We start from the raw sequence: 24,700 nt of genomic DNA, 5'->3' as shown, positions 1-24,700 counted from the left end.
TTAATATTTAAATGGTAAATTTTAACAAAATGAAGAGAGGGATAGTTATGTTAGATGTTGTAATGGTCGGGATTTTTATTTTATTAGTTGCATCGATGGCAAGTCTTGCAAGTTGGTCAGATAAAGTTGTGAAAGAAGGAAAGCAATCATGATGATTGTCTTATCGGTTATAGTCGCAGCAATTACAGTGTATTTAGTGTATGCATTATTAAATCCAGAGAAGTTTTAATTAGGGGGAATCATTCATTATGATTTGGGTTGCAGTCATTATTACAATGCTCTTGTTTATTTTAGTAGCAAAGCCAATGGGGATTTATTTAGAAAAAGCTTTTCAAGGTAGCAAAATGCTAGATAAAGTATTCGGCCCTTTTGAAAAACTTATTTTTAAAATTACGGGTGTAAAAGAATACAATCAAACGTGGAAACAGTACGCATTATCATTAGTTTTACTCAATGGATTTATGATTGTTGTCGTATATTTCATTTTCAGATTACAAGGTGTGTTGCCGCTAAATCCAGCACATATTGAAGGAATGGAGCCTACGCTCGCTTTTAATACAGCAATTAGTTTTATGGCTGATACAAACTTACAGCATTATAGCGGTGAAAATGGTTTATCTTATTTATCACAATTAATCGGAATTACATTTTTAATGTTTGCAGCACCGGCAACGACATTAGCACTCGTTATGGCATTTATAAGAGGGCTCGCTGGAAAAGAACTTGGTAACTTTTTCGTTGATTTTACGAGAGCACTAACGAGAGTGTTTCTTCCTATCGCATTTATTGCGGCGCTAGTCTTTGTCGCACTTGGTGTACCGCAAACGTTAGATGGAGCGGTTACAGCACAAACGATTGATGGGGCAAAACAAAGTATATTACGTGGGCCTGTTGCATCATTCGTTTCCATTAAGGAACTTGGAAATAACGGCGGTGGATTTTTCGGAGCAAACTCTACGCATCCTTTTGAAAACCCAGGACAAATGAGTAATATTTTGCAAATGATGCTTATGATGTTATTGCCAACAGCACTTCCATTTACGTACGGACGAATGGTAGGAAATAAAAAACAAGGTCGTATTCTCTTCGTATCACTATTCATGGTGTTTCTACTAGGATTTATAACAATTACGACATCTGAACTAAACGGGAATCCGGCATTAAATGGAATGGGTATCGAACATGTACAAGGAAGTACAGAAGGGAAAGAAGTACGATTTGGAACAGTATTTTCTTCACTATACGCAACGGTAACGACAGCTGCTGAAACAGGCGCCGTTAATACGATGCATGATACGTTAACACCAATTGGCGGTTTAGTTCCACTTGTAAATATGATGTTAAACACAGTATATGGCGGCGTTGGAGCAGGTTTTGTAAATATTATTATGTATGCAATTATTGCAGTGTTTATATCTGGGTTAATGGTTGGACGGACACCAGAGTTTTTAGGTAAAAAGATTGAAGGTAAGGAAATGAAATTAATTGCGGTCACGATACTATTTCATCCATTGCTCATTTTAGGCTTTTCGGCATTAGCTCTTTCAACAAATTTAGGGACGGATGCTATTTCTCATTCCGGTTTCCACGGTTTAACGCAAGTTGTATATGAATATACATCGTCAGCTGCGAATAACGGATCTGGATTTGAAGGATTAGGAGATAATACACCGTTTTGGAATATTACGACTGGTTTAGTTATGTTTTTAGGACGTTACTTCAGTTTAATTACGATGCTAGCTGTGGCAGCTTCGTTGAAAGAAAAAACGGTAGTGCCAGAAACAGTCGGAACGTTCCGTACAGATAATAGTTTATTTGGTGGTATCTTTATCGGAACAATTGTAATTGTTGGTGCATTAACATTCTTCCCGATGTTAGTACTCGGACCAATTGCAGAATTTCTTACATTGAAGTAATGGAGGGTAAATGATGAGACCGGTAGTAGTAAAAGAAAAACAATTAAATGAGTCACAAATACATGCTGTAGAAGATGAAGTTAGACAAGCGAAAACGATGGATCGTGATATCGTAACACATGCGATGAAGCAATCCATTGCGAAATTGAATCCGAAAGTCATGATAAAGAATCCGATTATGTTCGTTGTGGAAATTGGATTTATCATTACGTTCATTTTATCTTTTCTTCCAAGTAGTTCTAGTAGTATACCAGGTTGGTTTAATATAACAGTTTCTCTCATTCTATTATTTACAGTTTTATTTGCGAATTTTGCAGAAGCATTAGCAGAAGGTCGTGGTAAAGCGCAAGCCGATTCTTTAAAGCAGTCGAAGAAAGATGTGTTTGCAAATGTTGTAAAAGAAAATGGAGACATTGTCCAAGTTTCAGCAACTGATCTGAGAAAAGGTGACGTTGTTATCGTAAAACAAGGAGAAATGATTCCGAATGATGGCGAAGTAATCAAAGGGTTAGCATCTGTAGATGAATCTGCAATTACAGGGGAATCAGCTCCTGTAATAAAAGAAGCGGGCGGCGATTTTTGTTCCGTAACAGGCGGGACGATGGTCGTAAGTGATGAGATTACAATTGTCATTACGAGTAATCCTGGTGAATCATTTATTGATAAAATGATTTCGTTAGTAGAAGGAGCTGCTCGTCAAAAAACGCCGAATGAGATTGCTTTAAATACAGTATTAACGAGTTTAACGCTTATTTTCTTAATCGTTGTTGTGACGTTGCCGATTTTTACAAACTATTTAGGATTTCAAATTGATACAGCTGTACTTGTAGCGTTGTTAGTTTGTTTAATTCCAACGACAATTGGTGGTTTATTATCAGCAATTGGTATTGCCGGGATGGACCGCGTGACAAAGTTCAATGTGTTAGCGATGTCGGGTAAAGCAGTAGAAGCTGCGGGTGATATTAATACAATCATTTTAGATAAAACAGGTACGATTACTTTCGGGAACCGAATGGCACATACATTGCTTCCTGTAGGAAATGAGACGATTGAGCAAGTAGGGAAATGGGCCGCGATTAGTTCAGTTTTAGATGAAACACCAGAAGGTCGATCAGTTATAGAATATGTAAAAACGAAAGCTATATCATATAATCGAGAAATTGCAGAGCAAGGTGATTTTGTTCCGTTCAAAGCAGAAACGAGAATGAGTGGTGTGGATTTACAGGACGGAACGAAAGTGAGAAAAGGTGCTGTAGGTAGCGTAATTGAATGGGTTAGGTCACAAGGTGGAACGATTCCGAAAGATGTAAATCAAAAAGCAGATTCCATTTCCAAAGAGGGCGGGACACCACTTGTAGTTGCAGTGGATAATCGTATTTACGGTTTAATTTATTTAAAGGATACAGTAAAGCCAGGTATGCGTGAGCGTTTTGAACAATTGCGCCAAATGGGGATTAAAACGGTTATGTGTACAGGTGATAACCCGTTAACAGCAGCAACGATTGCAAAAGAAGCAGGGGTAGATGAGTTTGTTGCTGAGTGTAAGCCAGAAGATAAAATTGCGGTTATTAAAGCAGAGCAAGATAAAGGGAAACTTGTAGCGATGACAGGTGATGGTACAAATGATGCGCCGGCATTAGCGCAGGCTGACGTTGGATTAGCGATGAATAGTGGTACGACAGCTGCGAAAGAAGCAGCGAATATGATTGATTTAGATTCGAACCCGACAAAAATTATTGAGGTTGTAGGGATTGGTAAGCAATTGTTAATGACGCGTGGTGCGTTAACGACGTTTAGTATTGCGAACGATATTGCAAAATATTTTGCAATCATTCCAGCGATGTTTACACTTGCGATTCCGCAAATGGAGGCATTAAACATTATGAAACTAACATCACCACTGTCAGCGATTTTATCAGCATTACTATTTAATGCAGTTATTATTCCATTACTCATTCCATTGGCGATGAAAGGTATCGCATATAAACCAATGAGTTCGAATGCACTACTTGGCCGAAACCTACTTATTTATGGACTTGGCGGAGTGATTGTACCATTCATTGGAATTAAAGCAATTGATATAATTGTCGGCTTGTTCATATAAGGAAGAGGGGAAAAAGATGGCGAAGAAACAAAGTATACTATCACCAATTATCCGTATTACTTTTACATTTTTAGTGTTGTGCGGGCTTGTATATCCGCTTATTGTTACTGGTATTGCACAAGCAGTAATGAAGGATAATGCGGATGGAAGTCTAATATATAATGATAAAAATGAAGTGATTGGTTCTAAATTAATTGGTCAAAACTTCACGGATCCACGTTATTTTCAAGGGCGTGTTTCTAGTATTGAATATAAGGCTGAAGCATCTGGTTCAAATAACTATGCACCATCTAATCCAGATTTAGAGAAACGAGTAGAGAAAAGTATTGAAGAGTGGAAGAAACAAAATCGGGCTGTTCCGGTAACAGAAGTGCCGATTGATCTAGTGACGAATTCAGGTTCAGGGCTAGATCCTGATATTAGTCCGCAGGCAGCTTCTGTGCAGGTGGATCGTATCTCTAAATTAACGAATATTCCGAAAGAAACGCTAAATCAGTTGATTAAAGATCAAACAGAAGGTGCTGCACTTGGCTTATTTGGAGAGAACCGCGTAAACGTTTTAAAGTTAAATTTAGAATTGCAGAAACTACTGAAATAGAAACAACGCTACCTCAATCTAACGGATTGAGGTAGCGTTGTTTCGAAAGAAAGGTTGTGAGTGTTTTGTATGCGGATGACTATAAACCAACTTTTCAAAGGCGAACACCAGAAGAGTATTTAGAATATATTCGTCAGCAAAACCGCGGGAAGTTAAAGTTATATGTAGGAGCGGCTCCAGGAGTAGGAAAAAGTTATAAAATGCTCTTTGATGCAAGAGAAATGAAAAAGGATGGTACGGATATTTTAATTGGTTTAATTGAAACGCACGGTAGAAAAGAGACGGAAGAAGCAATTGCTGATTTAGAAAAAGTTCCTTTAAAAGAAATAGAGTATAAAGGGAAAGTATTTTATGAACTCGATGTGGAAGGAATTATAAAACGTGCACCGCAAGTCGTTGTTGTGGATGAACTTGCGCATAGCAATATTCCTGGATCTAAAAATAAGAAACGTTATATGGATGTACAGGAATTGCTAGATGCCGGTATATCCGTCTTATCAGCTTTTAATATTCAACATTTAGAAAGTGTTCATGACATTGTTGCTCAAATTACGAATGTTAAAGTGCGAGAACGTATTCCAGATTTTATTTTACAAAAAGCAAATGAAATTCAGCTCGTTGATGCAACGCCGGAAGTATTAAGGAAGAGGTTAATAGATGGAAAGATATATAAGGAAGAAAAAATAGAGCAAAGCTTACAAAATTTCTTTACGCTTAATAATTTAGGGGCACTAAGAGAATTATCACTTCGGGAAGTGGCAGATGATATGGACGAGAAAATTAGCCAAACAGTAATAGAACCGATTGGTGTAAAAGAAAAAATTCTTGTTTGTGTACAATACAGTTCGACAGCGGAGAAATTAATACGACGGGGATGGCGCATGGCTGATCGGTTAAATGCTGAATTGTACGTATTAAACGTTGAGAGGGAAAATATAGATTCTATTTCAGCTGGGAAAAAGCAGACGATTGAAGAGTGGAAGTCGTTAACGAATCAATTTGATGCGAGTTTTGTTTTAGAAGAGGCAAAAGGAAGAAAGCCAGCGGATGTTATTATTGAAGTTGCGAAAAGACTACAAGTAACGCAAATTTTACTCGGACAATCAGCAAGAACAAGGTGGGAAGAAATTCGAAAAGGTTCAATTGTAAATGAAATTATGAGAGAAACGAAGTATATTGATATTCATATCGTTGCAGATCAAAGAGTTTAGAATAGAGACCATCTATAGGTCTCTATTTTGCTTTTTGTACAGCCTGAAAACGTAGCATTTTCAGTGCGCATAAAATGATAAATAGAAATGTAATTGCACCTAGGAAGAAAATCCAAAAGTAATTTTGATTAAATACAAGAAATCCACCTACAAGTGGCCCTGTGCCCATACCGAGATAGCGTATGAAGTTATACATACCGATGGCTGTTGCGCGTTCTTGTACGAATTCTTCCGTTAATAAAGTAGTGTGAGTTGGCATAGAAAGTCCCATACTAAAACCGTATAAAGATGTAACGATAATGGTGAATGGGATATTGATGCTATATGTGAAAGAGAATAAAGTGACACATATAATATTGAAGAAACTAGTGATGAATAAAGCTTGCTTTGTTGTGAGGCGTTTTTGCAAAAGCTTGTAGCAATAACTTCCTAGCATGATAGAAAGAGACATTGGTACAAACATAAGACCAATTGCATTTGCAGCTAAATGAAATGAATTTGCTAAAATGCTCGGTAAAAAAACGAGAAAGCAAAAGTAAATACAAAATTGAATGAAGCCAATAAGAGTAATAGAAAATCCAGTTTTATTTTTTAAGATAAGAGAGTAATTCTTTTGTTCTTTAGACCGCTTAATTACATTTGGCTTTGTTTCTGGAAGTAGTGAAATGTTTATAATTAATAAGATAATGCCAAGTGTAGATAAAAAGAGAAATACAGATAAGTGACCATGTATACTGCCAAGATAACCACCTATGAGTGGAGCCATTGCAGGTGCGAGAGCAAGTAACATTTGATACAGGCTCATCGCTTCTCCGCGTTCTTTTCCTTCAAATAAATCGCCGATAATCGTTGCTGAAACTACAGGTATAGCCGCTATTCCTATAGCTTGAACAGCTCTAAAAAAGAGAAATAAATAAATGTTTGCCGAAAAAGCACATCCGATTGAACCAATTGTACTAATGACTAAACTAGGGATAAGGACAGATTTTCTCCCTTTTGTATCAATTAAAGGTCCATATACGAGCTGCATAATTGCAAGAACGAATGTGAAAAGTGAAACTGTTACATTTACAAGATAAAGAGAAGTGTGAAAAGAATTTTGAATCATCGGTAAGATAGGTGTGTAAATATTTTGAGCGAAGGAACCGAGTAAGGCACTAATACAGACAACATATAAAATGAAAGTTAGTTTAGATTTTTTCATCTTGTTAACCTCCTTGTATTTTAGTTTCCTTGGAAACTAAAATTATTTTAACATGATTTTCTCACTTGTAAAGATGAAAAAATAATTTTAAAATGGTATATAGTTAAATTGTTTCTTTGGAAACTTAGGAGGCGAATGGATTGAAGCATACAACGAAGCAAATGGAAATACTGTCGGACATTCGTACACTTTTGCATAAAAAAGAAGAACATTTAAAACGACAAAACGAGAAGTTTTTTTATGAGACAGGTGTAAGTAGTATGTCTTTATCTGAGTTACATGTAATCGAATGTATCGGAAAAAATGGTTTGATGAATGTAACGGCAATCACGATAGAAATGGGCATGACGAAGGGAGCGATCTCTAAAATTTGTACAAAGTTGTTTCAAAAGCAATTCGTTGAGAAGATGCAAATGTTAGATAATCAAAAAGAAATCTTCTTCCGCTTAACGGAAAGTGGGAATGAAATATATATAGCTCATGAAAAATTGCATAAGCAAGCTGAAGAAAAGTGGCTGTTACTTTTAGATGGTTATACGAAAGCAGAGCAAGACTTTATTCAAAGGTTTATAAAGGATGTCTCAGATCATTTGGAAATATAATTGGAAGAAAAAACTCCTTTTTCTCAAGTCTTTTGAATATAATTTCTGAAAGAACTCATATATAATAGAAAAAGATACTTAACATGGTGAATAATTAAAGAGTCAATATATATAGAGGAGAGAGTAACATGCTTGAAAATACGGGGTTAGTATTAGAAGGCGGCGGTATGCGTGGTGTATATACGGGCGGGATATTAGAATATTTTATGGAACAAGATTTATATTTTCCATATGTAATCGGTGTATCAGCTGGTGCTTGTCATGCAGCGTCGTATCTTTCCAGACAAAGAAATAGAAATAAAACAGTAAATATTGATTATGCATCACACCCGCAATATTTATCGTATAAAAACTTATGGAGAAAACGCCAATTATTTGATATGGAGTTCATTTTTCATGAGATTCCAGAAAAGCATGTACCGTTTGATTTTGAAACATACTTTAATAGTCCAGAGCGTTTCCTTGTAGGCACAACAGATTGTGAAACAGGACAGTCTGTTTATTTTGAAAAAGAGGGGACAAATGATGATGCACTAAATTTATTACAAGCATCTAGTTCATTACCTTTCATTGCACCTGTAGTAAATTACCGTGGTAAGCAGTTATTAGATGGAGGAATTTCTGATCCGATTCCAGTTCGTAAAGCGCAAGAAGATGGATTTAAAAAATCAGTCGTTATTTTAACGAGAAATCACGGTTACGGGAAGAAAAAATCAAAGTTTGGATGGATTGCAGCGAAAGCGTATAAAAAATATCCGAACCTTGTTAACACGATGCTGAATCGTTATGAAGTGTATAATGAAACACTTCACTACATTGAAAAAGAAGAACAAGCTGGGAATTTATTTGTTATTCGTCCAGAAGTGCCGCTTCAAGTAGATCGTATGGAAAAAGATACAGCAAAACTACAAAATCTATATGAGCAAGGCTATGAAGATGCAAAGAGACAGTTTGCAGATTTGCAGGCGTTTTTGCAAAAATAATAATTAGGCTGTGGAGATGGAGTTCTCTGCAGTCTTTTTATTATTGGTTTCAATACCGAATGTTGGTTATACACGTTTTTAGATTATGGTATAATATGGATAAAAGTATGTGAAGAGGTGATACATATGGAAAATGTATATAAAGGACTTAGACATACTGGATTTATTATGATGTTTATTTTTGGTAGCGTATTTTTACTTCGCTGGTTTATTCATGATGAAATGTTATTAGATCAACTTATTAGTTTTAGTGTGGGCATAGTAATGGTTATTTCATCAGTTTTCATTCAAAAGTATAGTAAAGAATTACAGGTAGAAGAGAAATATTAAAAGGTTATAAGCTCCTTCATATTTTGGAGGGACCGTTATAGTTTGAATGATTGTTATAAAAGAAAAGTAGAGCATCGGATTTCGATGCTCTACTTTTTTAATGTGGTAAGAATATTAATTGATAAGCAAACAAAATTCCAAATACATATACAAGTGGGTGAACAGCACGGAATTTACCTTTTGCCACTTTCATAAGTGGGTATGAAATAAATCCAAGAGCGATACCTGTTGCGATACTTGATGTAAGTGGCATGCTTAAGATTACTAAGAATGCTGGGAATGCTTCATCAAATGCGTCCCAATCGATGTGGCGAACTGATCCCATCATAAGACTACCAACGATAATTAATGATGGTGCAGTAATAGCTGATACACCAGAAACGGCACTTACTAATGGTCCGAAGAATGCTGCTAGTGCGAATAAAACAGCTACTGTAACAGTTGTTAAACCAGTACGACCACCAGCTGCAACACCAGCAGATGATTCAATGTAAGCTGTTGATGGTGTTGTTCCGAACATAGAACCGATTGTTGCTGAGAATGAGTCAGATAGAAGAGCTCGTCCTGCTTTTGGAAGCTTTCCGTCTTTCATAAATCCACCTTGTTGTGCAACGCCAAGTAATGTACCTGTTGTATCAAATAATGTAACAAGGAAGAATGAGAATACAACGCCGTATAATCCGTAGTTAATTACGTCAGATACAGCAGTAATTGGATTTGAAACGATAATTCCTTCTGGTAATCCAGGCATTGATGTAACACCGTTTGAGAATGTTAATTGTCCTGTGAAGAAAGCGATAATACCAGTTAATAGCATACCGATAAATAGTGCGCCATTTACATTTAAAGACATAAGGATAATAGTAATTCCAAGTCCAGCTAATGCTAGTAGAACTGGAGCAGAGTGAAGATCACCAAGTCCAACTAAGTTTGCATCATTTTTTGTAACGATACCTGTTAAACGTAAACCGATAAAGGCGATAAATAGCCCGATACCAGCAGTAATTGCATGTTTTAAGTTTTCAGGAATTGCTTCCATTAATTTTGTACGGAAAGATGTAAATGATAGCAAAATTAAAATCATACCTGCTACGAATACAGCAGAGAATGCAATTGCGAAAGTCATGCCTTCATGCGCTTTTACAACAGAGTAAGAGAAGTAAGCATTTAATCCCATACCTGGTGCAATTGCGATTGGTAAGTTTGTAAAGATCGCCATAAATAATGTTCCGACAACAGCAGCGATAATTGTTGCTGTAAATGCTTGTTCAAATGGAACACCTGCATCCCCAAGGATGACAGGGTTTACGACAATGATATATGCCATTGTTAAGAAGGTAATAATACCTGCCATAATTTCAGTTTTAATAGAAGTTTTATGTTTTGAAAGGTTAAACATATAAACATCCTTTCTGTTTACGAATAATTTTCACAACAGTTATATATAATATTCGTTTTTTAACTATTTTGCAATAGTTTTGTATAAAAAGTTTACAACAATTCATATTTTGTGTCTTAAATTCGAATATTAATCGTAACTTGATGTGTGAATTTCAGTTTTTATTATGCACATTATAAGGAAAAGGAGTTGAAAGAAGCTATGCCACAGCAAAAAAACTTTGTAACAATGCCAGCGCAACATCAAAATAAACAGCCTGGTATTGAATCATTAATGAATCCACTTCCGCAGTTTGAAGATTCAAATTATAAAGGTAGCGAAAAGTTAAAAGGAAAGAATGTATTAATTACAGGGGGAGATAGTGGGATTGGACGAGCTGTTTCCATCGCTTTTGCGAAAGAGGGAGCAAATATTGCGATTGCTTATTTAGATGAGGAAGAAGATGCAAATGAGACGAAACAACGTGTTGAAAAAGAAGGAGTAAAGTGTGTATTGTTGCCGGGTGATTTAAGTGATGAACAGCATTGTAAAGATGTTGTTCAAGAGACCGTCCAGCAGCTAGGTAGTTTACAGGTTTTAGTAAATAATGTCGCGCAGCAATATCCGCAGCAAGGACTAGAGTATATTACAGCAGAACAGCTAGAAAAGACTTTTCGTATTAATATTTTTTCTTATTTTCACGTTACGAAAGCAGTACTTTCTCATTTAAAACAAGGAGATGTCATTATAAATACGGCATCTATCGTTGCATATGAAGGAAATGAAACGTTAATTGATTATTCCGCAACAAAAGGAGCTATTGTTGCTTTTACAAGATCACTTTCTCAATCATTAGTACAAAAAGGAATTCGTGTAAATGGTGTTGCGCCGGGACCGATTTGGACACCGCTTATTCCATCGAGCTTTGATGAGAAGAAAGTCTCTCAGTTTGGGAGCAATGTCCCGATGCAAAGGCCTGGTCAACCATATGAGTTAGCGCCGGCATATGTATATTTAGCGTCTGGTGATTCTTCTTATGTTACGGGACAAATGATACATGTAAATGGGGGCGTTATTGTAAATGGATAGTTTTCATTTATAAGAGCAAAGTAAAGCTAATTACAATTATTATGGTGAGCGCTAGGGGGGATATAGGTGAAAAGGGTATGTTTCGTTTTACTATTATTTTTCTTCCTACCGGTTAGTGCTTTTGCTGATACAGATCATTTAATATTAGTGAATCTTACCACAAACCAGTTGTCTTTTTTTGAGAATGGAAATTACACAAAAACATTTCCAGTAACGACTGGAAGAGATCGTACACCTACGCCTGAAGGTAATTTTTGTATTATAACTAAATTTAAAAATAAAGAATACCATCGAAAAAAAATAGCTGGGGGTGCACCGAATAACCCTCTTGGTACGAGATGGCTTGGGCTAGATAAGAATGAATATGCGATTCACGGGACAAATCGGGAATGGACGATTGGAAGTAGGGAATCAAATGGCTGTATTCGCATGCATGACAGGGATATACAATGGTTATATGACCGAGTACAATTACAAACAAAAGTAATCATTTCTCGTTTTCATACGAGCCCCGAATATGAAGCGAATAAGCTTGGTTATCGCGTTGTGAGCTGGAATGGACGAAAAATAGAAGAAGAACAAATTGGAGTACTTACGTTAGTAGACCGCGCAGATATATATTGGCAAGAACCAAATGGACAGTTAACGAAAGTGAAAACGGTATTGCCGAACGAAAGATATCCAGTGTACTCAAAGCGAAAAGATGGAATATATTATATAGGAAACAATTCGTATATTATAGATGAAACAGGAGAGAAAATTCGTTACGAGCAAATTCCTTCTTCGATCTTAAGTAATATATATAAACGGAAATACAATGTTCCGTAATGGCTACCGTATTACAGACGGTAGCTTATTTATACTTGGAGTTTAACTGCAACTATTGTATTTTGCTGAATATAATACAGTACAGATAGGGGGCGGTTATATTATGAAAAGTGAATTTGCGTTTAAAGTTTTCTTAGTAACGACCTGTTTATTTATCGTGTATTTATATGCGTTTCTCGTCTTTTCTTTTTATGTTCCATATGTTGATTTAATATTATTCTTCGGATTTATTTGGGCGTTTGTGAAAGCGAGGGAAGGAGAGAAGAGTATATATCGGCGCATTACCCTATGCGGGACGGCCGTTCTCGTTATTTTATATTTTTTTATTATGCATGATTTTTGGAGAGGGATGTAAAAAAGCATACGATGAATCGTATGCTTTTTATGTTTAATATTTAGGCTTAAATGTATGACAACAAGTCTCTACACTCGTTGCTACAGAACTTTCTAGCGTCTCGTTTGTTAAAACAGCAGCTGTATATGAATCATTTTCAGTTTGACCAGTTTCATCTGCATCAGGCTGAACGACGATCGCACTTGCTTGACAAAAGTTACCTTGTCCCCAAAAAGAACAGTTGGAAACAGAACATCTTACTTCTGGCATAAAACCCCCTCCTTATACATTAGTGTGGGATTTTACGCCCATTTCATGTGTAGAAGGAGTTTCCTTTTCTCGTTACTTTTTCGTTTGCTCAAGCCATTCTTTTAATTTGTCTTTTGGCTGTTCACCGCTAATACGGCTTACTTCTTTGCCATCTTTAAAATGAATGATTGTTGGTGTACCTTGAATTTTATATTCATCCCAAGGAGCATCTAATTTTTCAATATCCATAACTTTCATATCAACGTTCAAGTCTTTAGCCATCGGCACTACGACAGGAGATAATTTTTGGCAATGAACGCAAGATGTTTGATAAAAGTATACTGTTTCTTCTTTTTTCTCTTTTAAGTTCTTTTGAAGATCTGAAAGAGAGATTTTATTTGTGTAGTAGTCAGAACCGTTTGTCTTACTTTCAGTAGGATTATCAATTTTTTGGCTAGTAGCATTTTTTTCTTCCATTTGTGTTACTGCAAAAATTGCCACGAACAAGGCGATAATAATACCACCAAATATAAGCATTTTTTTCATTCTTTCATCTCCTTATTTGTTTTTGATGACAATAAAGCTACAAACAGCGATTGTAATAAAGCCGATAAGTGCTAAAAACGGGATTGTCACAAAGCCGAACCAGTTTATGTATTCTCCCGTACATGGTACACGTCCACAAGCTGCCCCAGCTGCTGAAAATGCTGCGACTTTTTGAATTGCATAGTGATATAAAGAAATACAAGCGCCAATAGTTGCGATTGGTAAAGAATAACTTGCGATGCGATAGTCTTTCTTTGCTACAGCAATACCAAGCCATAAAACGAATGGATACATAAAAATGCGTTGATACCAACAAAGGACACAAGGCTCAAATTTCATGATTTCGGAAAAGTACAGACTTCCTAGTGTAGCGATAAAAGAAGCTCCCCATGCGGTAAGTAAAGCATATTCTTGCTTTTTTTCTCGTCCCATATTTTATACCTCTCTTATAATAGTTACATACTAAATTATAGTATGAAGTGGTATAGAAAAGAAAGAAAAAATATGTTTATCAATAAAAGTTTTATAAGAGGAAACTTTTATTGGTATTAATATTTTAAAAAAGCGCCATTCTCCTAAAGAGAATAGCGCTATATTTTACATTTGAATTTGCTCTACTTCTTCTACATGCGACTTTTGGGATGCATGGTCAATATATTGAAATAGGAGCTGCAGTTGTTTATCAACTTCTGGTAGTTCTTTGCTGTATTGATAAGCGTGTAAAAAATGCTCAATACGCTTAGAAAATAATTGATCGTTCGTTTGAACCATGAGAACGAGTAATTTATCCCAATTACAGCAATACGTGTAATAGAGAGCTTTATCATAGTCGTTATATGTTTGCACTGTGTACCCTCCTTACCGAGAGTTATATATAGTGTGTGATAAGTAAGGAGAAATACACTTGAAAGAATTTGTTAAGAAAAAAAGAGAATGAAAAGAAAAAACGAGGAATTCCCTCGTTTTTTAAGCTTTTGGCATTGGCGTAGGTGTTGGTTTGCCATAGCCTTCTTTGTATTTATTATCGATATAGTTACGAATTTCAAGCGTTGATTTTCCTTTTTGTTTCATGGAAGCAGATTCAACTGCGATTTCTAGGCAATTGACGCAAGTCGTTGCGTGGGAATCCCAAACAACTTCACCATTCTTTTTAATTTCACGAATAAAGCAGTTTTTATTATTTTTATGTCCTACACTTTCACCGCAACCACAATAGCATGGAATCCAATCTAATAGCTCTGCATTTTGCCCAGCGACGGTGTAAATATCTTTCATTTGTGGATCAAGCTTATCTAGGAAGGTCGGAAGTGTGTCGACTCCTTTTGTTTTCTCTTGAATGTCAGCTTGTTGAGTGTGGGATGCATGGTCATGTTCTTCTTTTTTTGATTCAGAAGATTTTTGGTCATTTGTACCAGTACTTCCGCATCCAGCAAGAATTAAGCTTAGTACTGCAAGTAAAGAAAATACATACTTTTTCATTCGCTTGTCCCCTTTACAAATGTATTAATCAAATTGTATCAGAGATTATGGAGTGTCGGGTGAAGATTTTTTCGACTGATTTTTGAAACGCCATCTTAGCGAATGAAATAGAAATAAAATTGGGATATAAGCGTATACAATATATAAACCCGCTTGAGATAGTACGGTATTTAATGTATTGATACTTTCACGGTTTGTGAAAAGCAGAGAAGCTGAAAATATGATGAAAATAAAAAACGGTAATGTAAATTTAAATGAAATATGAAAGGAACGCTTCATCGTTTGACATGATGACCAAATGGTTAAGCAAAGGTTTGGTAAAATAATTAAAAACCAAACGAAAATAATAATATATTCAAAACGCTGAATAAAAGGAACTTTAATTATTTTTAACATTGTTAAAGTAGGCCAAATAGTACGGTTTAATTGACCCTCACTATAATACATAAAGGATACGATAGCTAAAACTACATAAATTAAGGTGCTAAAAGCAATTCCAGCATGGGCCCATCGTTTTAAAGATTTTCCTTTTTCAATAAAGGGATAAAAGATAAGAATTGTTTCAAACCCCAGAAATTCCAATGCGGAGTGCTTTGCAGATATAAGCATGTCAAAAGGTGAATGCGTAAAAATAGGTAAAATATTACGGAAATGTGCATACTTCATTGGATAAATTAAAAAAAATATCACGAAAATAGGAAGCACAATACCCCAAAAGCATATCCCTGTCACAGAGCGGAAGCCGCCTTTTATAATGTAGTAAGTGACTAATAAAAACATAAGGGTAAGTTTCCATAACTTAATGGTAGGGAAAATCCAAACTTGTATCACTTCCATATATGTACGAAGAACAGTAAGGCAAAATAATAAGCAATAAAGAGTGAAAATTACAGAAAATATAGAGCCAATCCATTTTCCAAAGGTTGTTGTATGAATGCTAATTAAATCTCCGTCTTTTTCAAGCATTTTTAACATACAAACCAGTACAATATGAGTTGCAATTCCCGCAATAATAAGAGAAATCCAGGCATCATAACCAGCGTTTTTTAAAATTACACGTTGATATCCGAGAATTCCTATACCAATCTGGAGAGAATGCAATAAAATAAATGCAAAATATGGAGAGACAGTTTTTGATGTATTCATTGCTCATTTCACCTCACTATTCACCGATTCCAGATTGTACAATATTAAGATCTAAATTTATATCTACTGCTACATTTTTATACATATTTCGAATTTGTTTTATATTCCATTTTCTCGTATGGCTTCTAATTTCATCTCGTATTCCTAAAGGATCAATTTCCTTTTCTTGAAATTGTTTTATTAAATCTTCGCAGTCTTTTTCAACATTTCGTTCAATTTGTTTTCTTATATAGTTGATATTTGTTTTTTTTCTTAAATCAATCCAATTGGGGGAGTTTTTAATTAATCCATTTAATTTTAAATGGATTTTTACTTTTGGTATGTCGCCAGTTTGATCTATATCATACTTGTTTTCTCCAGCTAAGTTTTGTATAACAACCATACCTTTATGCTTATCTTTTTTTATTGCTGCTTCGTAACGTCCATTTTTCGTAGGATTAATAAGTAATTTTGCTAAAACAGAATGTCTTTTATCTGTATACATGACTACTTTATCGCCTTTTAAAAAGGCAAGTCCTTTGACAGCGATAGAATGATTATCGTCCATTTTAATATAAGGAACATAGGCATCACATACAGAAGAGTAATAATTATATAAAAAAATGTTTAATGTGGTTTGTGGAATGTTCTCATTTCGTATATTTTGCTCGAGTAAATCGGCAATATATAAAGACCCATTTTTTTTTCCGTAATTTAAAAGCTCTTCAGCCGATCCATCTACAATTGCTAGTTGTACATCACGCCCGATATTTGGGTCACGTTGTAAGTTAGTAATAATTTCTCCCATTCCGCGTTCTCCTAGCGTTTTTCCAAATAGGACGACACGCATTTGACCTACAACGACATTGTGAGGAGATTTCGCATTTAATCGTGAAGCGATTGTTTCAAGGGAACGAGCAGATGTTGATTGCGTCTCTGGCTTAGACTTTACACCATGTGTGTATTCAGGGAATAAGATAGTTCCTTGGAATCTTTTGTTTTTTGTGATGTCAAATCCAGCAATATGAATAATACGCTGTGTATCCACTATATAGGTTTGTGTACAGCCAGTTTGTAAAATGAAGAAGATAATGATAAGGTGCAATAAAATTTTTTTCATTCATTCTCACCATCACGTTTTTGCTTCGCTTTGTTTGGATTATAGCGCCATTTTGATTTTGGTCTAAGAAAAGAAGGTCTTTGAGCCGTTTGACTAAATGGTAATCGAAGAAAACCTTCTGCTGTACCTAAACCACGAAATGGATATAAAGGTAATAAATAAGGTGATCCAAGTGATTTTAATTTAATTAAATGAGCTAAAATGAATACAAATCCGACAATAAGGCCTAATCCTCCGAATGCACCGGCTAAAAGAATAAGTGGAAAGCGTAATAACCGGATAGTAGAAGACATCTTTACGGTTGGTGTTGTGAAAGATGCAAGAGCGGATAAAGCGACTGCAATTAATAAAATTGTACTTGTCAAAGCCGCCTCCACGGATGCTTGGCCAATTACAATCCCCCCAACAATCCCAATCGTTTGTCCGACTTTCGTTGGTAAACGTGCTCCTGCTTCACGAAGCAATTCGATTGTAATTTCTAAAAAGAGTGCTTCTAGAATAGGAGGGAAAGGTACGTTAGCTCTCGAGAAAATAATAGGACCTAGTAAATCGGCAGGAATCATTTGATAATGATATGTTAAAGCCGCTGTATAAATAGCGGAGGAAAAAAGAGAAAATATAGCCCCAAAAAAACGAATAATACGAAAGAACGATCCAATCATCCACGGTAAATAATAATCTTCTGGTGAAATGAAAAAATCCAGTAACGTTGTTGGTCCTGATAAAGCATATGGAGAGCCATCTGTTAAAATCAAAACTTCCCCGTTAATTAACGCAAATACAGCTCGATCTAATCGTTCTGTAGGTAATAGAACAGGAAAAGGTGAATTGCTATTATCACTAATAAATTGCTCAATCATAGTTGAATCAAATGGGACATCAAAGTCAATGTCTTCTAGCCGTTGTATTGCGGTGTTGATAAATTGTTCATTTGTAACTCCTTCTATATAAGCAACTGCTACTTTCGTTTTTGATATAGATCCGACGGTAACTTCTTTAAAAATGAGTTGCTCCGTTACAATATTTCGGCGTAATAAGTGTATATTTGTATCAAGGTTTTCAACAAAACCGATTTTAGGCCCGATTACGCTATACTCATTTTCTGTATCGTTATATAATCGTGTTCCTAAAACAGTACTTTCAGCACGAATTAAAGCATATTGATCGGGATTCGAATTGTTTTTTAAGCGTATTAAAATATATCCACCTAATAATTTCTCACGAATATCATCAATAGAAGGGGAGGTAATAATATCTTCAATAGAGACGATATTACATAAATCAGAGATATTTTGAATTTGTTCCGATTCTTTTTTTAGAGGAGTTAAAATAAATTGTTTAATAATAAGTGCTTCCACGACAGATTTATAATAAAACAAGCATAACGTTTCATCTTCAAGTACGTTATAAGAAACAAAATCGCTTGATTCTTTCATGGTTTGTATAAATTCTGGGATAGAACAAAGTGTTTTTGTATTAGTCTTTTTTGATTTCTTAGATGATAAACCGAACATTTTCTCACCCCTAACTTACATCATTTACTTGTGTTAGTTTTTGGGAAAGACGGGAATTTATACTTAAAAATTGAAAGTTCATAAAGAAAAGGAAGAGTGGTGAATGGCTCTTCCTTTTTAGCATTTTAATTTGTTTTTTGTTCTTTAATAGACTTCACTAATTTCATCATTTCCGCTCGTATATCTTCTCTTTTTACATTTAATTTTTCGGCAATTTGTTTAATGTCCATTCCATCTTTTTTCATTTTTAATACATCATCAAGAGGGGTATTGCTTTTTTGAGAGATGATTGTTAACACAGTAAGATGACGCAATTTGATGTTATATTCTTTCATTTTTTGCTTTAGCTGATCCGGTGTGGATTTTTGCATAGTTGCTAACTGTTGTAGCAGTGCTTGCTTTGTTTCTTTATTCATATGATGCTTTTTCAGCTTACTTGGATCTACACCGAAATGCTCGGCTGTTTTCTCCCAAGATTTATTTTGCTTATAGTAAGATAAAACATCTTTTATTTCTTGTTTACTGATTCTTGCAATGTGAGCAGCTCTCCAAATTTCATGTTTGTTATAGCCAAGTTTTTCTAGCGATTGCATTTCTTCTTCTGAAATTGGTTTATGATGATGCATTGTTACTTCTTTTGGCGTGGCAGCGGACGTAGGGAAGGTGGATATCCCGCATAATAATGCTGCCATAGTCATACTTACTGCGATTTTTTTGTACATGTAAACTCCTCCTAGATGGATAATGTAGAAAACTGTACACATATCATTTCCATAAAATGTGAAATACTTGTGAACAAGTTAAGTTTTTTTATTCACAGTATGAAATGACGTTTTTAGAAGTTTTCCAACATAAAACATTGATTAATAGTAAAAAACTAAGGTATAATCGAAATTGAAAATCAATATCAATGCCAACAATAAACTTATACATATAGATAAAAATAAGGGAGAGATAAATATGACTACATATACTTCCATCGCTAATGTGATTAAAGAAAGGCGCTCTGTTCGTACATTTACAGACAAAGCGGTAGATAAAGAGTTATTAATTGAACTATTAAACGACGCAACGTGGGCACCGAATCATAAATATCGTGAACCATGGAATTGTAAATTATACATTGGAGAAGGCCGCAAAAAATTAGTAGATGCAGTATTAAACTCTTTCACAGAAGAAGAAAGAGCAAAGCGCGGTAAAATTTTATCAGATCGTTTCTTAAGCACGCCTGCACAAATCGTTGTATATATAAATGAAGATCCGCGTCAAATTCAGCGTGACGAAGATTACGCTGCAACATGTGCATTTATGCAAAACTTCCAGCTTCTTGCTTGGGAACGCGGATTAGGTTGCGTTTGGAAATCAGGCGGATTGAACTACAATCCATTATTTATAGAAGGAATCGGTTTAACAAGAGGACAACGTATCGTTGGAATTCTTCATATCGGCTATTTCGATAAAGCGCCAGAAGGAAAAGCTCGTACTCCGATTACGGAGAAGATGGAGATTATTGAAGGTTAATAGATGAGACATTCTCGTTTTTGCGGGGGTGTCTTTTTATTATGCAATCAATCCTCATGAAAGCTTGTTTTTCATCATACACTTTCTTAAGGGAAAGTGTAAGGAGGGAAAATAATGAGAGCAAGTGACGATAAAGCACTGCAATATGCGATTGCGGAAATTACGGAAATTGCGACGGGATTTGGGCTTGATTTTTATCCGATGCGTTATGAAATATGTCCAGCGGAAATTATTTATACATTTGGTGCATATGGGATGCCAACGCGGTTTTCACATTGGAGTTTTGGAAAACAGTTTTTCAGAATGAAATTACAATACGATTTAGGTCTTAGTAAAATATACGAACTCGTTATTAACTCTGATCCATGTTACGCCTTTTTATTAGATACGAACTCGTTAATTCAAAACAAATTAATTGTAGCGCACGTTTTAGCACACTGTGACTTCTTCAAAAATAATATTCGTTTTTCAAATACGAAGCGAGATATGGTAGAAAGTATGGCGGCAACAGCGGACCGTGTGAAAGCGTATGAGCATAAGTACGGAAAAGCAGAGGTAGAAACATTTTTAGATGCCGTACTTGCCATTCAAGAGCATATTGACCCATCGATTATGCGTCCAAAACTTGCGTGGAGTATTGAAGATTTAGAAGAGGATGTAGAAAAGAAAAAGATATCACAGTACGATGACTTATGGAATTTAGATGATCGAAACAAAAAGAGAGAACGACCTAATATGCATAAAAAGAAGAAAATTCCGCCGCAACCAGAGAAAGATTTACTCCTCTTCATTGAAGAATATAGCCGTGAGCTAGAAGATTGGCAGCGAGATATATTAACGATGATGCGTGAGGAAATGCTATATTTCTGGCCGCAGCTTGAAACAAAAATTATGAATGAAGGCTGGGCATCATACTGGCATCAACGCATACTCCGTGAAATGGACTTAACATCTTCTGAAGCGATTGAATTCGCAAAGCTTAATGCAGGTGTAGTTCAACCATCAAAAACAAGTATTAACCCATACTACCTAGGTATTAAAATGTTTGAAGATATAGAGGAGCGCTACAATAACCCGACAGAAGAAATGAAACGACGCGGTGTAAAACCAGGATCTGGCCGTGACAAAATCTTTGAAGTACGCGAAATCGAATGGGATGTATCATTCTTAAGGAACTACTTAAACAAAGATCTCGTAATGAGAGAAGATATGTACTTATTCCAACGCCAAGGAAAAGAATATAAAGTAATAGATAAAGAGTGGGAACATGTACGTGATCAGCTCGTAAATATGCGTACAAATGGTGGCTTCCCGTACTTAGTAGTAGAAGATGGTGACTACTTAAAGAACGGAGAGTTGTACATTAAACATAGTTACGAAGGAATTGAGCTCGATTTAAAATACTTAGAAAAAGTACTGCCATACATTCATCAGTTATGGGGAAGAACGGTGCATATGGAGTCGATTGTGGAAAGTAAGGGCGTTGTGTTTTCTTATGATGGGAAGATGGTGCATCGGAAGTATGTGTGATGAAAAGAATGGACATAGAATGCTATGTCCGTTCTTTTTTATTTGGGGCAAAGTTAAATATGCTATTCTTGAAGAAAGGGAGTTATATAGAGAAATGGAGCGATTCAAATGAGCAAAATAGGGGTATGCAAGGTAGATATTACGCCGCCTGTCGGTATTGATTTTGTTGGATACCATAGAGAGACAGGAATAAATAATATTGAAGAGCATATTTATGGGACAGTTTTTGTATTTGAAAAAGATGAAATGAAAACTGTGTTTATAAGCATTGATAATATTGGGATGTTAGTAGAAGATACGAATATTATTCGTGAGCGCGTAGCTAGCAGGCTTCATGTGCCATTTGAGCGAATAACAGTTGTTTATACACATACACATTCTGGTCCGGAAACTGTTGGTGAGCAAGCTTTAGTAAAGTCGTATAAAACGAGTTTAGTAAATAATGTAGTGCACGGTGCTGTTACTGCAAATAATAACTTGGGGCTATGTGAAGTTGGCTGGAGTGTTACGACAGGTGATATTGGGATAAACCGAAGAGAGAGAACATCTGATGGAAGAGCAAAGATGGGAACAAATATAGAGGGTGTTGTAGATAAGCGAATTGGCATGTTAGCAATAAGAAATGCTGAAACGAAGGAGCTATCTGGGATTATTGTATTTTGTACTGCGCATCCGAATGTTTTAAAAGGTGATAGCGATGTATTATCAGCGGATTATCCTGGAATGACGAGGGAGATTCTTGAGAAAATCGTAAATTGCCCTGTTATTATTGTGCAAGGAGCTGCTGGTAATGTAAATGCGAAGTATCGCGGTTCAAGGGAAGCAGTAAAGCAAATGGCTTACACACTTAGTGGACATGTATTAACAATATTGCCAATAGTTACATATAGCCCAATTGTAAATTTAAGAACAGTTTCGAGTATGATGCAAATGAAGTTGAAAGATATTCCTGAAATGAATGAGATACGAAGCATGGCTCAATTGGCGGAGAAGCAGTGGGGTGTGAACACGGACGAGTGGCTTACTATCGTTTTAGAGAAATATAAGCAAGGTATTCGGCAGTTACGTATTGATTTAGAAGTTCAACTGTTTCAAGTTAATGATGGAATGTTCTTTGGTATACCGATGGAACCTTTTTCAGAAACCGCGTTAGAAGTGAAAGAGAGTCTTCAAAATGAAATAGCCTTTCTTGGTGGATATACGAATGGATATATTGGTTATTTACCGACAAGGGAAGAGTTTACATATGGTGGATATGAAGTAGAATTAAATCCTGTTGTATATGGGCCTGTTACGAATTTATTGATGCCACCGGAGAAAAATACTGCGGAGCTGATTGTGAAGAAGGTTACGGGCTTATGTAATAAAGTGAAGCTTTAATAAGACAGATTTTTGAAAGCAGAGTAAAGAATATAAATAATTGTTTGAGTTTATTAAGTCAATGTAATTAACAATGATTATCATTGTTAATTACATTGACTTCTAAAAAAAGAAAAACTAGAATTTATAAAGGGATCCTCAATTGTTTGCTATCACTTGTATAGGAGGTAAGTTATGTTGGATAGCTTTATTTCTATAAGATGCAGGTTGGCTCTTTATCGTTTTGGTGTTCTTTTTATATTTTTTTGCATAGTATTTTTGGTGCATCAGAAGGTGTATGCAGAAGATGTACCGTGGACATCGGTCTCAAATGAGGGAGAACGTGAACTGTTTCAAGAACAATCATTGTATAGTAATGATCGAAGGGGAGAAGATCTTGTTTCGCCCTCATTTGAAGGGCGAAAACATGGTGGGGAAGATTGGGGAGCATATTTGGAAAATAGTACGTTAAATTATTCACCTAATATTCTTACCTATTCTGTTATAGGAAGCGATGATCGAATACGGGTTAATGATACAAATTCATATCCGTATAGCGCTATAGTCCATGTTGCGACTCAGTAAAATAGTGGAGAAGTTTATGGGTGTACAGGAGCACTAGTTAGTAAAGATACAGTGCTTACAGCTGGACATTGTATTTACAATAAAGAAATTGGTGGATGGGCGACAAATGTTATTGTGACCCCTGGTAGAAATGGAAACCAAGCACCGTATTTACCTTATAGTTGGACAAAACTCTATTCAGTAAGTGGATGGACTGATAATGAAAATTCAGATTATGATTATGGAACGATTAAATTAAATGGGTCTCCAGGAGATTATATTGGCTGGTTGGGATATAGAACTACCTATGTAGAATCACCAAAAGGTTTACTTGCGGCGATTCCTGGATATCCCGCTGATAAAATAGGAAATGAACGTTACACAATGTGGAGAGACTATGGTCCAATTGAGGGAGTTTCTCCTAGAATGTTAACATACAAGATTGATACTTATGAGGGGCAAAGTGGATCACCTGTATATCAGTATTTCGATACCGGTATCAAAATAATAGCCATTCATACAAGAGGAAATAAAAATATGAATTTGGGAAATCGGATAACAGACGATGTGTTTAATAATATTAAAAAATGGCCTGAATAAATATAGTAATTCTATTTGGATTTTGTATTGTATATTGGTCATAATCATGATGTCTAGTTATATAGTAAATAACGAAGAGAATGTTAGTAAAGTTGTTAATCCTATAACTTTCTATGTTCAAAATAAAGAGAAACAACAGATAAAAGACTTTGAAATTATGCTTATAAAAGATGAATTACCTCAGCCTAGTAAAGAAATCGTGATTTCGATAGGGAAAACTAATCAAGAAGGAAAATTGATTTGGAAGATTCCTAGAAAAGGAAAGTATATAATTTTATTGCCGAATAATGAGAAAAAAGAGATTGTGATTAATGATAGAAATGTAGCTAAATTAATAATGATTAACGTAAATTAATAAAAATAGGCCGAAACCAATCATATGGTTGATTCGGCCTATTTTTATATAATTTAGAAAAATTGTGAAGTAAGTATAAATTTCAGTCTAAAGATTAAAAACTTTACAATATACCCTGAAGGGTATATGATATTATACAAAGTTATAAAGTAATGTATAAT

Annotated in this window: 27 protein-coding genes and 1 pseudogene; 17 read left to right on the top strand and 11 right to left on the bottom strand. The window is 35.4% G+C overall.

Annotated features, from left to right (window positions below; genetic code table 11):
• Window positions 1–47 precede the first annotated feature (47 nt).
• Genes ASE54_RS33115 through kdpDN form a run of 6 tightly spaced genes read left to right on the top strand, consistent with a single transcriptional unit; the run spans window position 48 to window position 5,829 of the window.
• Entirely contained in the window at window positions 48–152 is a 105-nt protein-coding gene (locus ASE54_RS33115) for a SipW-dependent-type signal peptide-containing protein (protein ID WP_000887894.1), read from the top strand.
• Complete coding sequence (gene kdpF, locus ASE54_RS33110; RefSeq protein ID WP_000973728.1) at window positions 149–229, top strand: K(+)-transporting ATPase subunit F; 81 nt, start codon at window positions 149–151, stop codon at window positions 227–229. The genes ASE54_RS33115 and kdpF overlap by 4 nt, the downstream gene beginning before the upstream one ends.
• Before the next feature lie 19 nt (window positions 230–248).
• Window positions 249–1,916, top strand: coding sequence for a potassium-transporting ATPase subunit KdpA (gene kdpA / locus ASE54_RS33105; RefSeq protein WP_000638320.1), 1,668 nt, complete (start codon window positions 249–251; stop codon window positions 1,914–1,916).
• Window positions 1,917–1,929: 13 nt separating this feature from the next.
• Window positions 1,930–4,020 (top strand): potassium-transporting ATPase subunit KdpB, encoded by a 2,091-nt coding sequence (gene kdpB / locus ASE54_RS33100; RefSeq protein WP_001247990.1) that lies wholly within the window; start codon window positions 1,930–1,932, stop codon window positions 4,018–4,020.
• A 16-nt stretch (window positions 4,021–4,036) separates the two neighbouring features.
• Window positions 4,037–4,618: a K(+)-transporting ATPase subunit C gene (kdpC, locus tag ASE54_RS33095; protein ID WP_001085562.1), complete on the top strand. Its 582-nt coding sequence runs from the start codon at window positions 4,037–4,039 to the stop codon at window positions 4,616–4,618.
• A 56-nt stretch (window positions 4,619–4,674) separates the two neighbouring features.
• On the top strand, window positions 4,675–5,829 hold the full coding sequence (gene kdpDN / locus ASE54_RS33090) for a KdpD-like non-kinase potassium sensor (RefSeq protein ID WP_003258310.1): 1,155 nt from the start codon (window positions 4,675–4,677) through the stop codon (window positions 5,827–5,829).
• Between the two features lie 22 nt (window positions 5,830–5,851).
• Here kdpDN and ASE54_RS33085 read toward each other — a convergent pair whose 3' ends face one another.
• A complete protein-coding gene (locus tag ASE54_RS33085) occupies window positions 5,852–7,033 on the bottom strand; it encodes an MFS transporter (protein WP_000748723.1) in 1,182 nt (393 codons plus the stop codon).
• A 140-nt stretch (window positions 7,034–7,173) separates the two neighbouring features.
• Here ASE54_RS33085 and ASE54_RS33080 point away from each other — a divergent pair, with 140 nt between their 5' ends.
• The 3 genes from ASE54_RS33080 to ASE54_RS33070 all read left to right on the top strand — a co-directional run bounded on the left by ASE54_RS33080 (window position 7,174) and on the right by ASE54_RS33070 (window position 8,948).
• Window positions 7,174–7,635, top strand: coding sequence for a MarR family transcriptional regulator (locus ASE54_RS33080; protein ID WP_000683325.1), 462 nt, complete (start codon window positions 7,174–7,176; stop codon window positions 7,633–7,635).
• A gap of 128 nt (window positions 7,636–7,763) precedes the next feature.
• The gene (locus tag ASE54_RS33075; protein WP_000892704.1) at window positions 7,764–8,618 is read left to right on the top strand and encodes a patatin family protein; all 855 of its coding nucleotides are present in this window, start codon (window positions 7,764–7,766) and stop codon (window positions 8,616–8,618) included.
• A gap of 126 nt (window positions 8,619–8,744) precedes the next feature.
• Complete coding sequence (locus ASE54_RS33070) at window positions 8,745–8,948, top strand: hypothetical protein (RefSeq protein ID WP_000432808.1); 204 nt, start codon at window positions 8,745–8,747, stop codon at window positions 8,946–8,948.
• A gap of 97 nt (window positions 8,949–9,045) precedes the next feature.
• On the opposite strand, the gene ASE54_RS33065 is transcribed toward ASE54_RS33070, so the two are convergent.
• Entirely contained in the window at window positions 9,046–10,347 is a 1,302-nt protein-coding gene (locus ASE54_RS33065; RefSeq protein ID WP_000482710.1) for an NCS2 family permease, read from the bottom strand.
• 201 nt (window positions 10,348–10,548) lie between these two features.
• Here ASE54_RS33065 and ASE54_RS33060 point away from each other — a divergent pair, with 201 nt between their 5' ends.
• From ASE54_RS33060 to ASE54_RS33050, 3 genes are all read left to right on the top strand, one after another.
• Window positions 10,549–11,415 (top strand): SDR family oxidoreductase, encoded by an 867-nt coding sequence (locus tag ASE54_RS33060; RefSeq protein ID WP_001136291.1) that lies wholly within the window; start codon window positions 10,549–10,551, stop codon window positions 11,413–11,415.
• A gap of 66 nt (window positions 11,416–11,481) precedes the next feature.
• Complete coding sequence (locus ASE54_RS33055) at window positions 11,482–12,243, top strand: L,D-transpeptidase (RefSeq protein ID WP_000831959.1); 762 nt, start codon at window positions 11,482–11,484, stop codon at window positions 12,241–12,243.
• A 103-nt stretch (window positions 12,244–12,346) separates the two neighbouring features.
• Complete coding sequence (locus ASE54_RS33050; protein WP_000834195.1) at window positions 12,347–12,598, top strand: hypothetical protein; 252 nt, start codon at window positions 12,347–12,349, stop codon at window positions 12,596–12,598.
• A 33-nt stretch (window positions 12,599–12,631) separates the two neighbouring features.
• Here ASE54_RS33050 and ASE54_RS33045 read toward each other — a convergent pair whose 3' ends face one another.
• The 9 genes from ASE54_RS33045 to ASE54_RS33005 all read right to left on the bottom strand — a co-directional run bounded on the left by ASE54_RS33045 (window position 12,632) and on the right by ASE54_RS33005 (window position 19,332).
• Entirely contained in the window at window positions 12,632–12,847 is a 216-nt protein-coding gene (locus ASE54_RS33045) for a DUF1540 domain-containing protein (RefSeq protein WP_001115488.1), read from the bottom strand.
• A gap of 72 nt (window positions 12,848–12,919) precedes the next feature.
• The gene (locus tag ASE54_RS33040) at window positions 12,920–13,372 is read right to left on the bottom strand and encodes a thioredoxin family protein (protein WP_000738451.1); all 453 of its coding nucleotides are present in this window, start codon (window positions 13,370–13,372) and stop codon (window positions 12,920–12,922) included.
• Between the two features lie 12 nt (window positions 13,373–13,384).
• Window positions 13,385–13,804 (bottom strand): disulfide oxidoreductase, encoded by a 420-nt coding sequence (locus ASE54_RS33035; protein ID WP_000532265.1) that lies wholly within the window; start codon window positions 13,802–13,804, stop codon window positions 13,385–13,387.
• Between the two features lie 165 nt (window positions 13,805–13,969).
• Window positions 13,970–14,218, bottom strand: a complete 249-nt coding sequence (locus ASE54_RS33030; RefSeq protein WP_001195459.1) for a YhdB family protein — start codon at window positions 14,216–14,218, stop codon at window positions 13,970–13,972.
• A gap of 120 nt (window positions 14,219–14,338) precedes the next feature.
• On the bottom strand, window positions 14,339–14,851 hold the full coding sequence (locus ASE54_RS33025; protein WP_000761026.1) for a PCYCGC domain-containing protein: 513 nt from the start codon (window positions 14,849–14,851) through the stop codon (window positions 14,339–14,341).
• A gap of 45 nt (window positions 14,852–14,896) precedes the next feature.
• A complete protein-coding gene (locus tag ASE54_RS33020) occupies window positions 14,897–15,997 on the bottom strand; it encodes a GerAB/ArcD/ProY family transporter (RefSeq protein WP_001097950.1) in 1,101 nt (366 codons plus the stop codon).
• A 16-nt stretch (window positions 15,998–16,013) separates the two neighbouring features.
• Window positions 16,014–17,096, bottom strand: coding sequence for a Ger(x)C family spore germination protein (locus ASE54_RS33015; protein ID WP_000722242.1), 1,083 nt, complete (start codon window positions 17,094–17,096; stop codon window positions 16,014–16,016).
• Window positions 17,093–18,610, bottom strand: coding sequence for a spore germination protein (locus ASE54_RS33010; protein WP_000467500.1), 1,518 nt, complete (start codon window positions 18,608–18,610; stop codon window positions 17,093–17,095). The genes ASE54_RS33015 and ASE54_RS33010 overlap by 4 nt, the downstream gene beginning before the upstream one ends.
• Window positions 18,611–18,735: 125 nt before the next feature.
• The gene (locus ASE54_RS33005) at window positions 18,736–19,332 is read right to left on the bottom strand and encodes a hypothetical protein (protein WP_000276984.1); all 597 of its coding nucleotides are present in this window, start codon (window positions 19,330–19,332) and stop codon (window positions 18,736–18,738) included.
• Between the two features lie 238 nt (window positions 19,333–19,570).
• Here ASE54_RS33005 and ASE54_RS33000 point away from each other — a divergent pair, with 238 nt between their 5' ends.
• The 5 genes and pseudogenes from ASE54_RS33000 to ASE54_RS32980 all read left to right on the top strand — a co-directional run bounded on the left by ASE54_RS33000 (window position 19,571) and on the right by ASE54_RS32980 (window position 24,539).
• Window positions 19,571–20,131, top strand: a complete 561-nt coding sequence (locus tag ASE54_RS33000) for a nitroreductase (protein ID WP_000214814.1) — start codon at window positions 19,571–19,573, stop codon at window positions 20,129–20,131.
• Between the two features lie 114 nt (window positions 20,132–20,245).
• Window positions 20,246–21,661 carry a stage V sporulation protein SpoVR gene (gene spoVR / locus ASE54_RS32995; RefSeq protein WP_001202690.1) on the top strand — a complete coding sequence of 472 codons (1,416 nt, stop codon included), beginning with the start codon at window positions 20,246–20,248 and terminating at the stop codon, window positions 21,659–21,661.
• A 108-nt stretch (window positions 21,662–21,769) separates the two neighbouring features.
• On the top strand, window positions 21,770–23,041 hold the full coding sequence (locus ASE54_RS32990; RefSeq protein WP_000034541.1) for a neutral/alkaline non-lysosomal ceramidase N-terminal domain-containing protein: 1,272 nt from the start codon (window positions 21,770–21,772) through the stop codon (window positions 23,039–23,041).
• A gap of 174 nt (window positions 23,042–23,215) precedes the next feature.
• Window positions 23,216–24,184: pseudogene (locus ASE54_RS32985) on the top strand (serine protease).
• The gene (locus ASE54_RS32980) at window positions 24,150–24,539 is read left to right on the top strand and encodes a DUF2606 family protein (protein ID WP_000335660.1); all 390 of its coding nucleotides are present in this window, start codon (window positions 24,150–24,152) and stop codon (window positions 24,537–24,539) included. The pseudogene ASE54_RS32985 and the gene ASE54_RS32980 overlap by 35 nt, the downstream one beginning before the upstream one ends.
• Window positions 24,540–24,700 lie beyond the last annotated feature (161 nt).

Origin of the sequence: Bacillus sp. Root131 (genome assembly GCF_001429475.1) — a bacterium.
GTDB classification, from domain to species: domain Bacteria; phylum Bacillota; class Bacilli; order Bacillales; family Bacillaceae_G; genus Bacillus_A; species Bacillus_A thuringiensis_S.
This window is presented reverse-complemented; position numbering and strand designations above follow the sequence as displayed.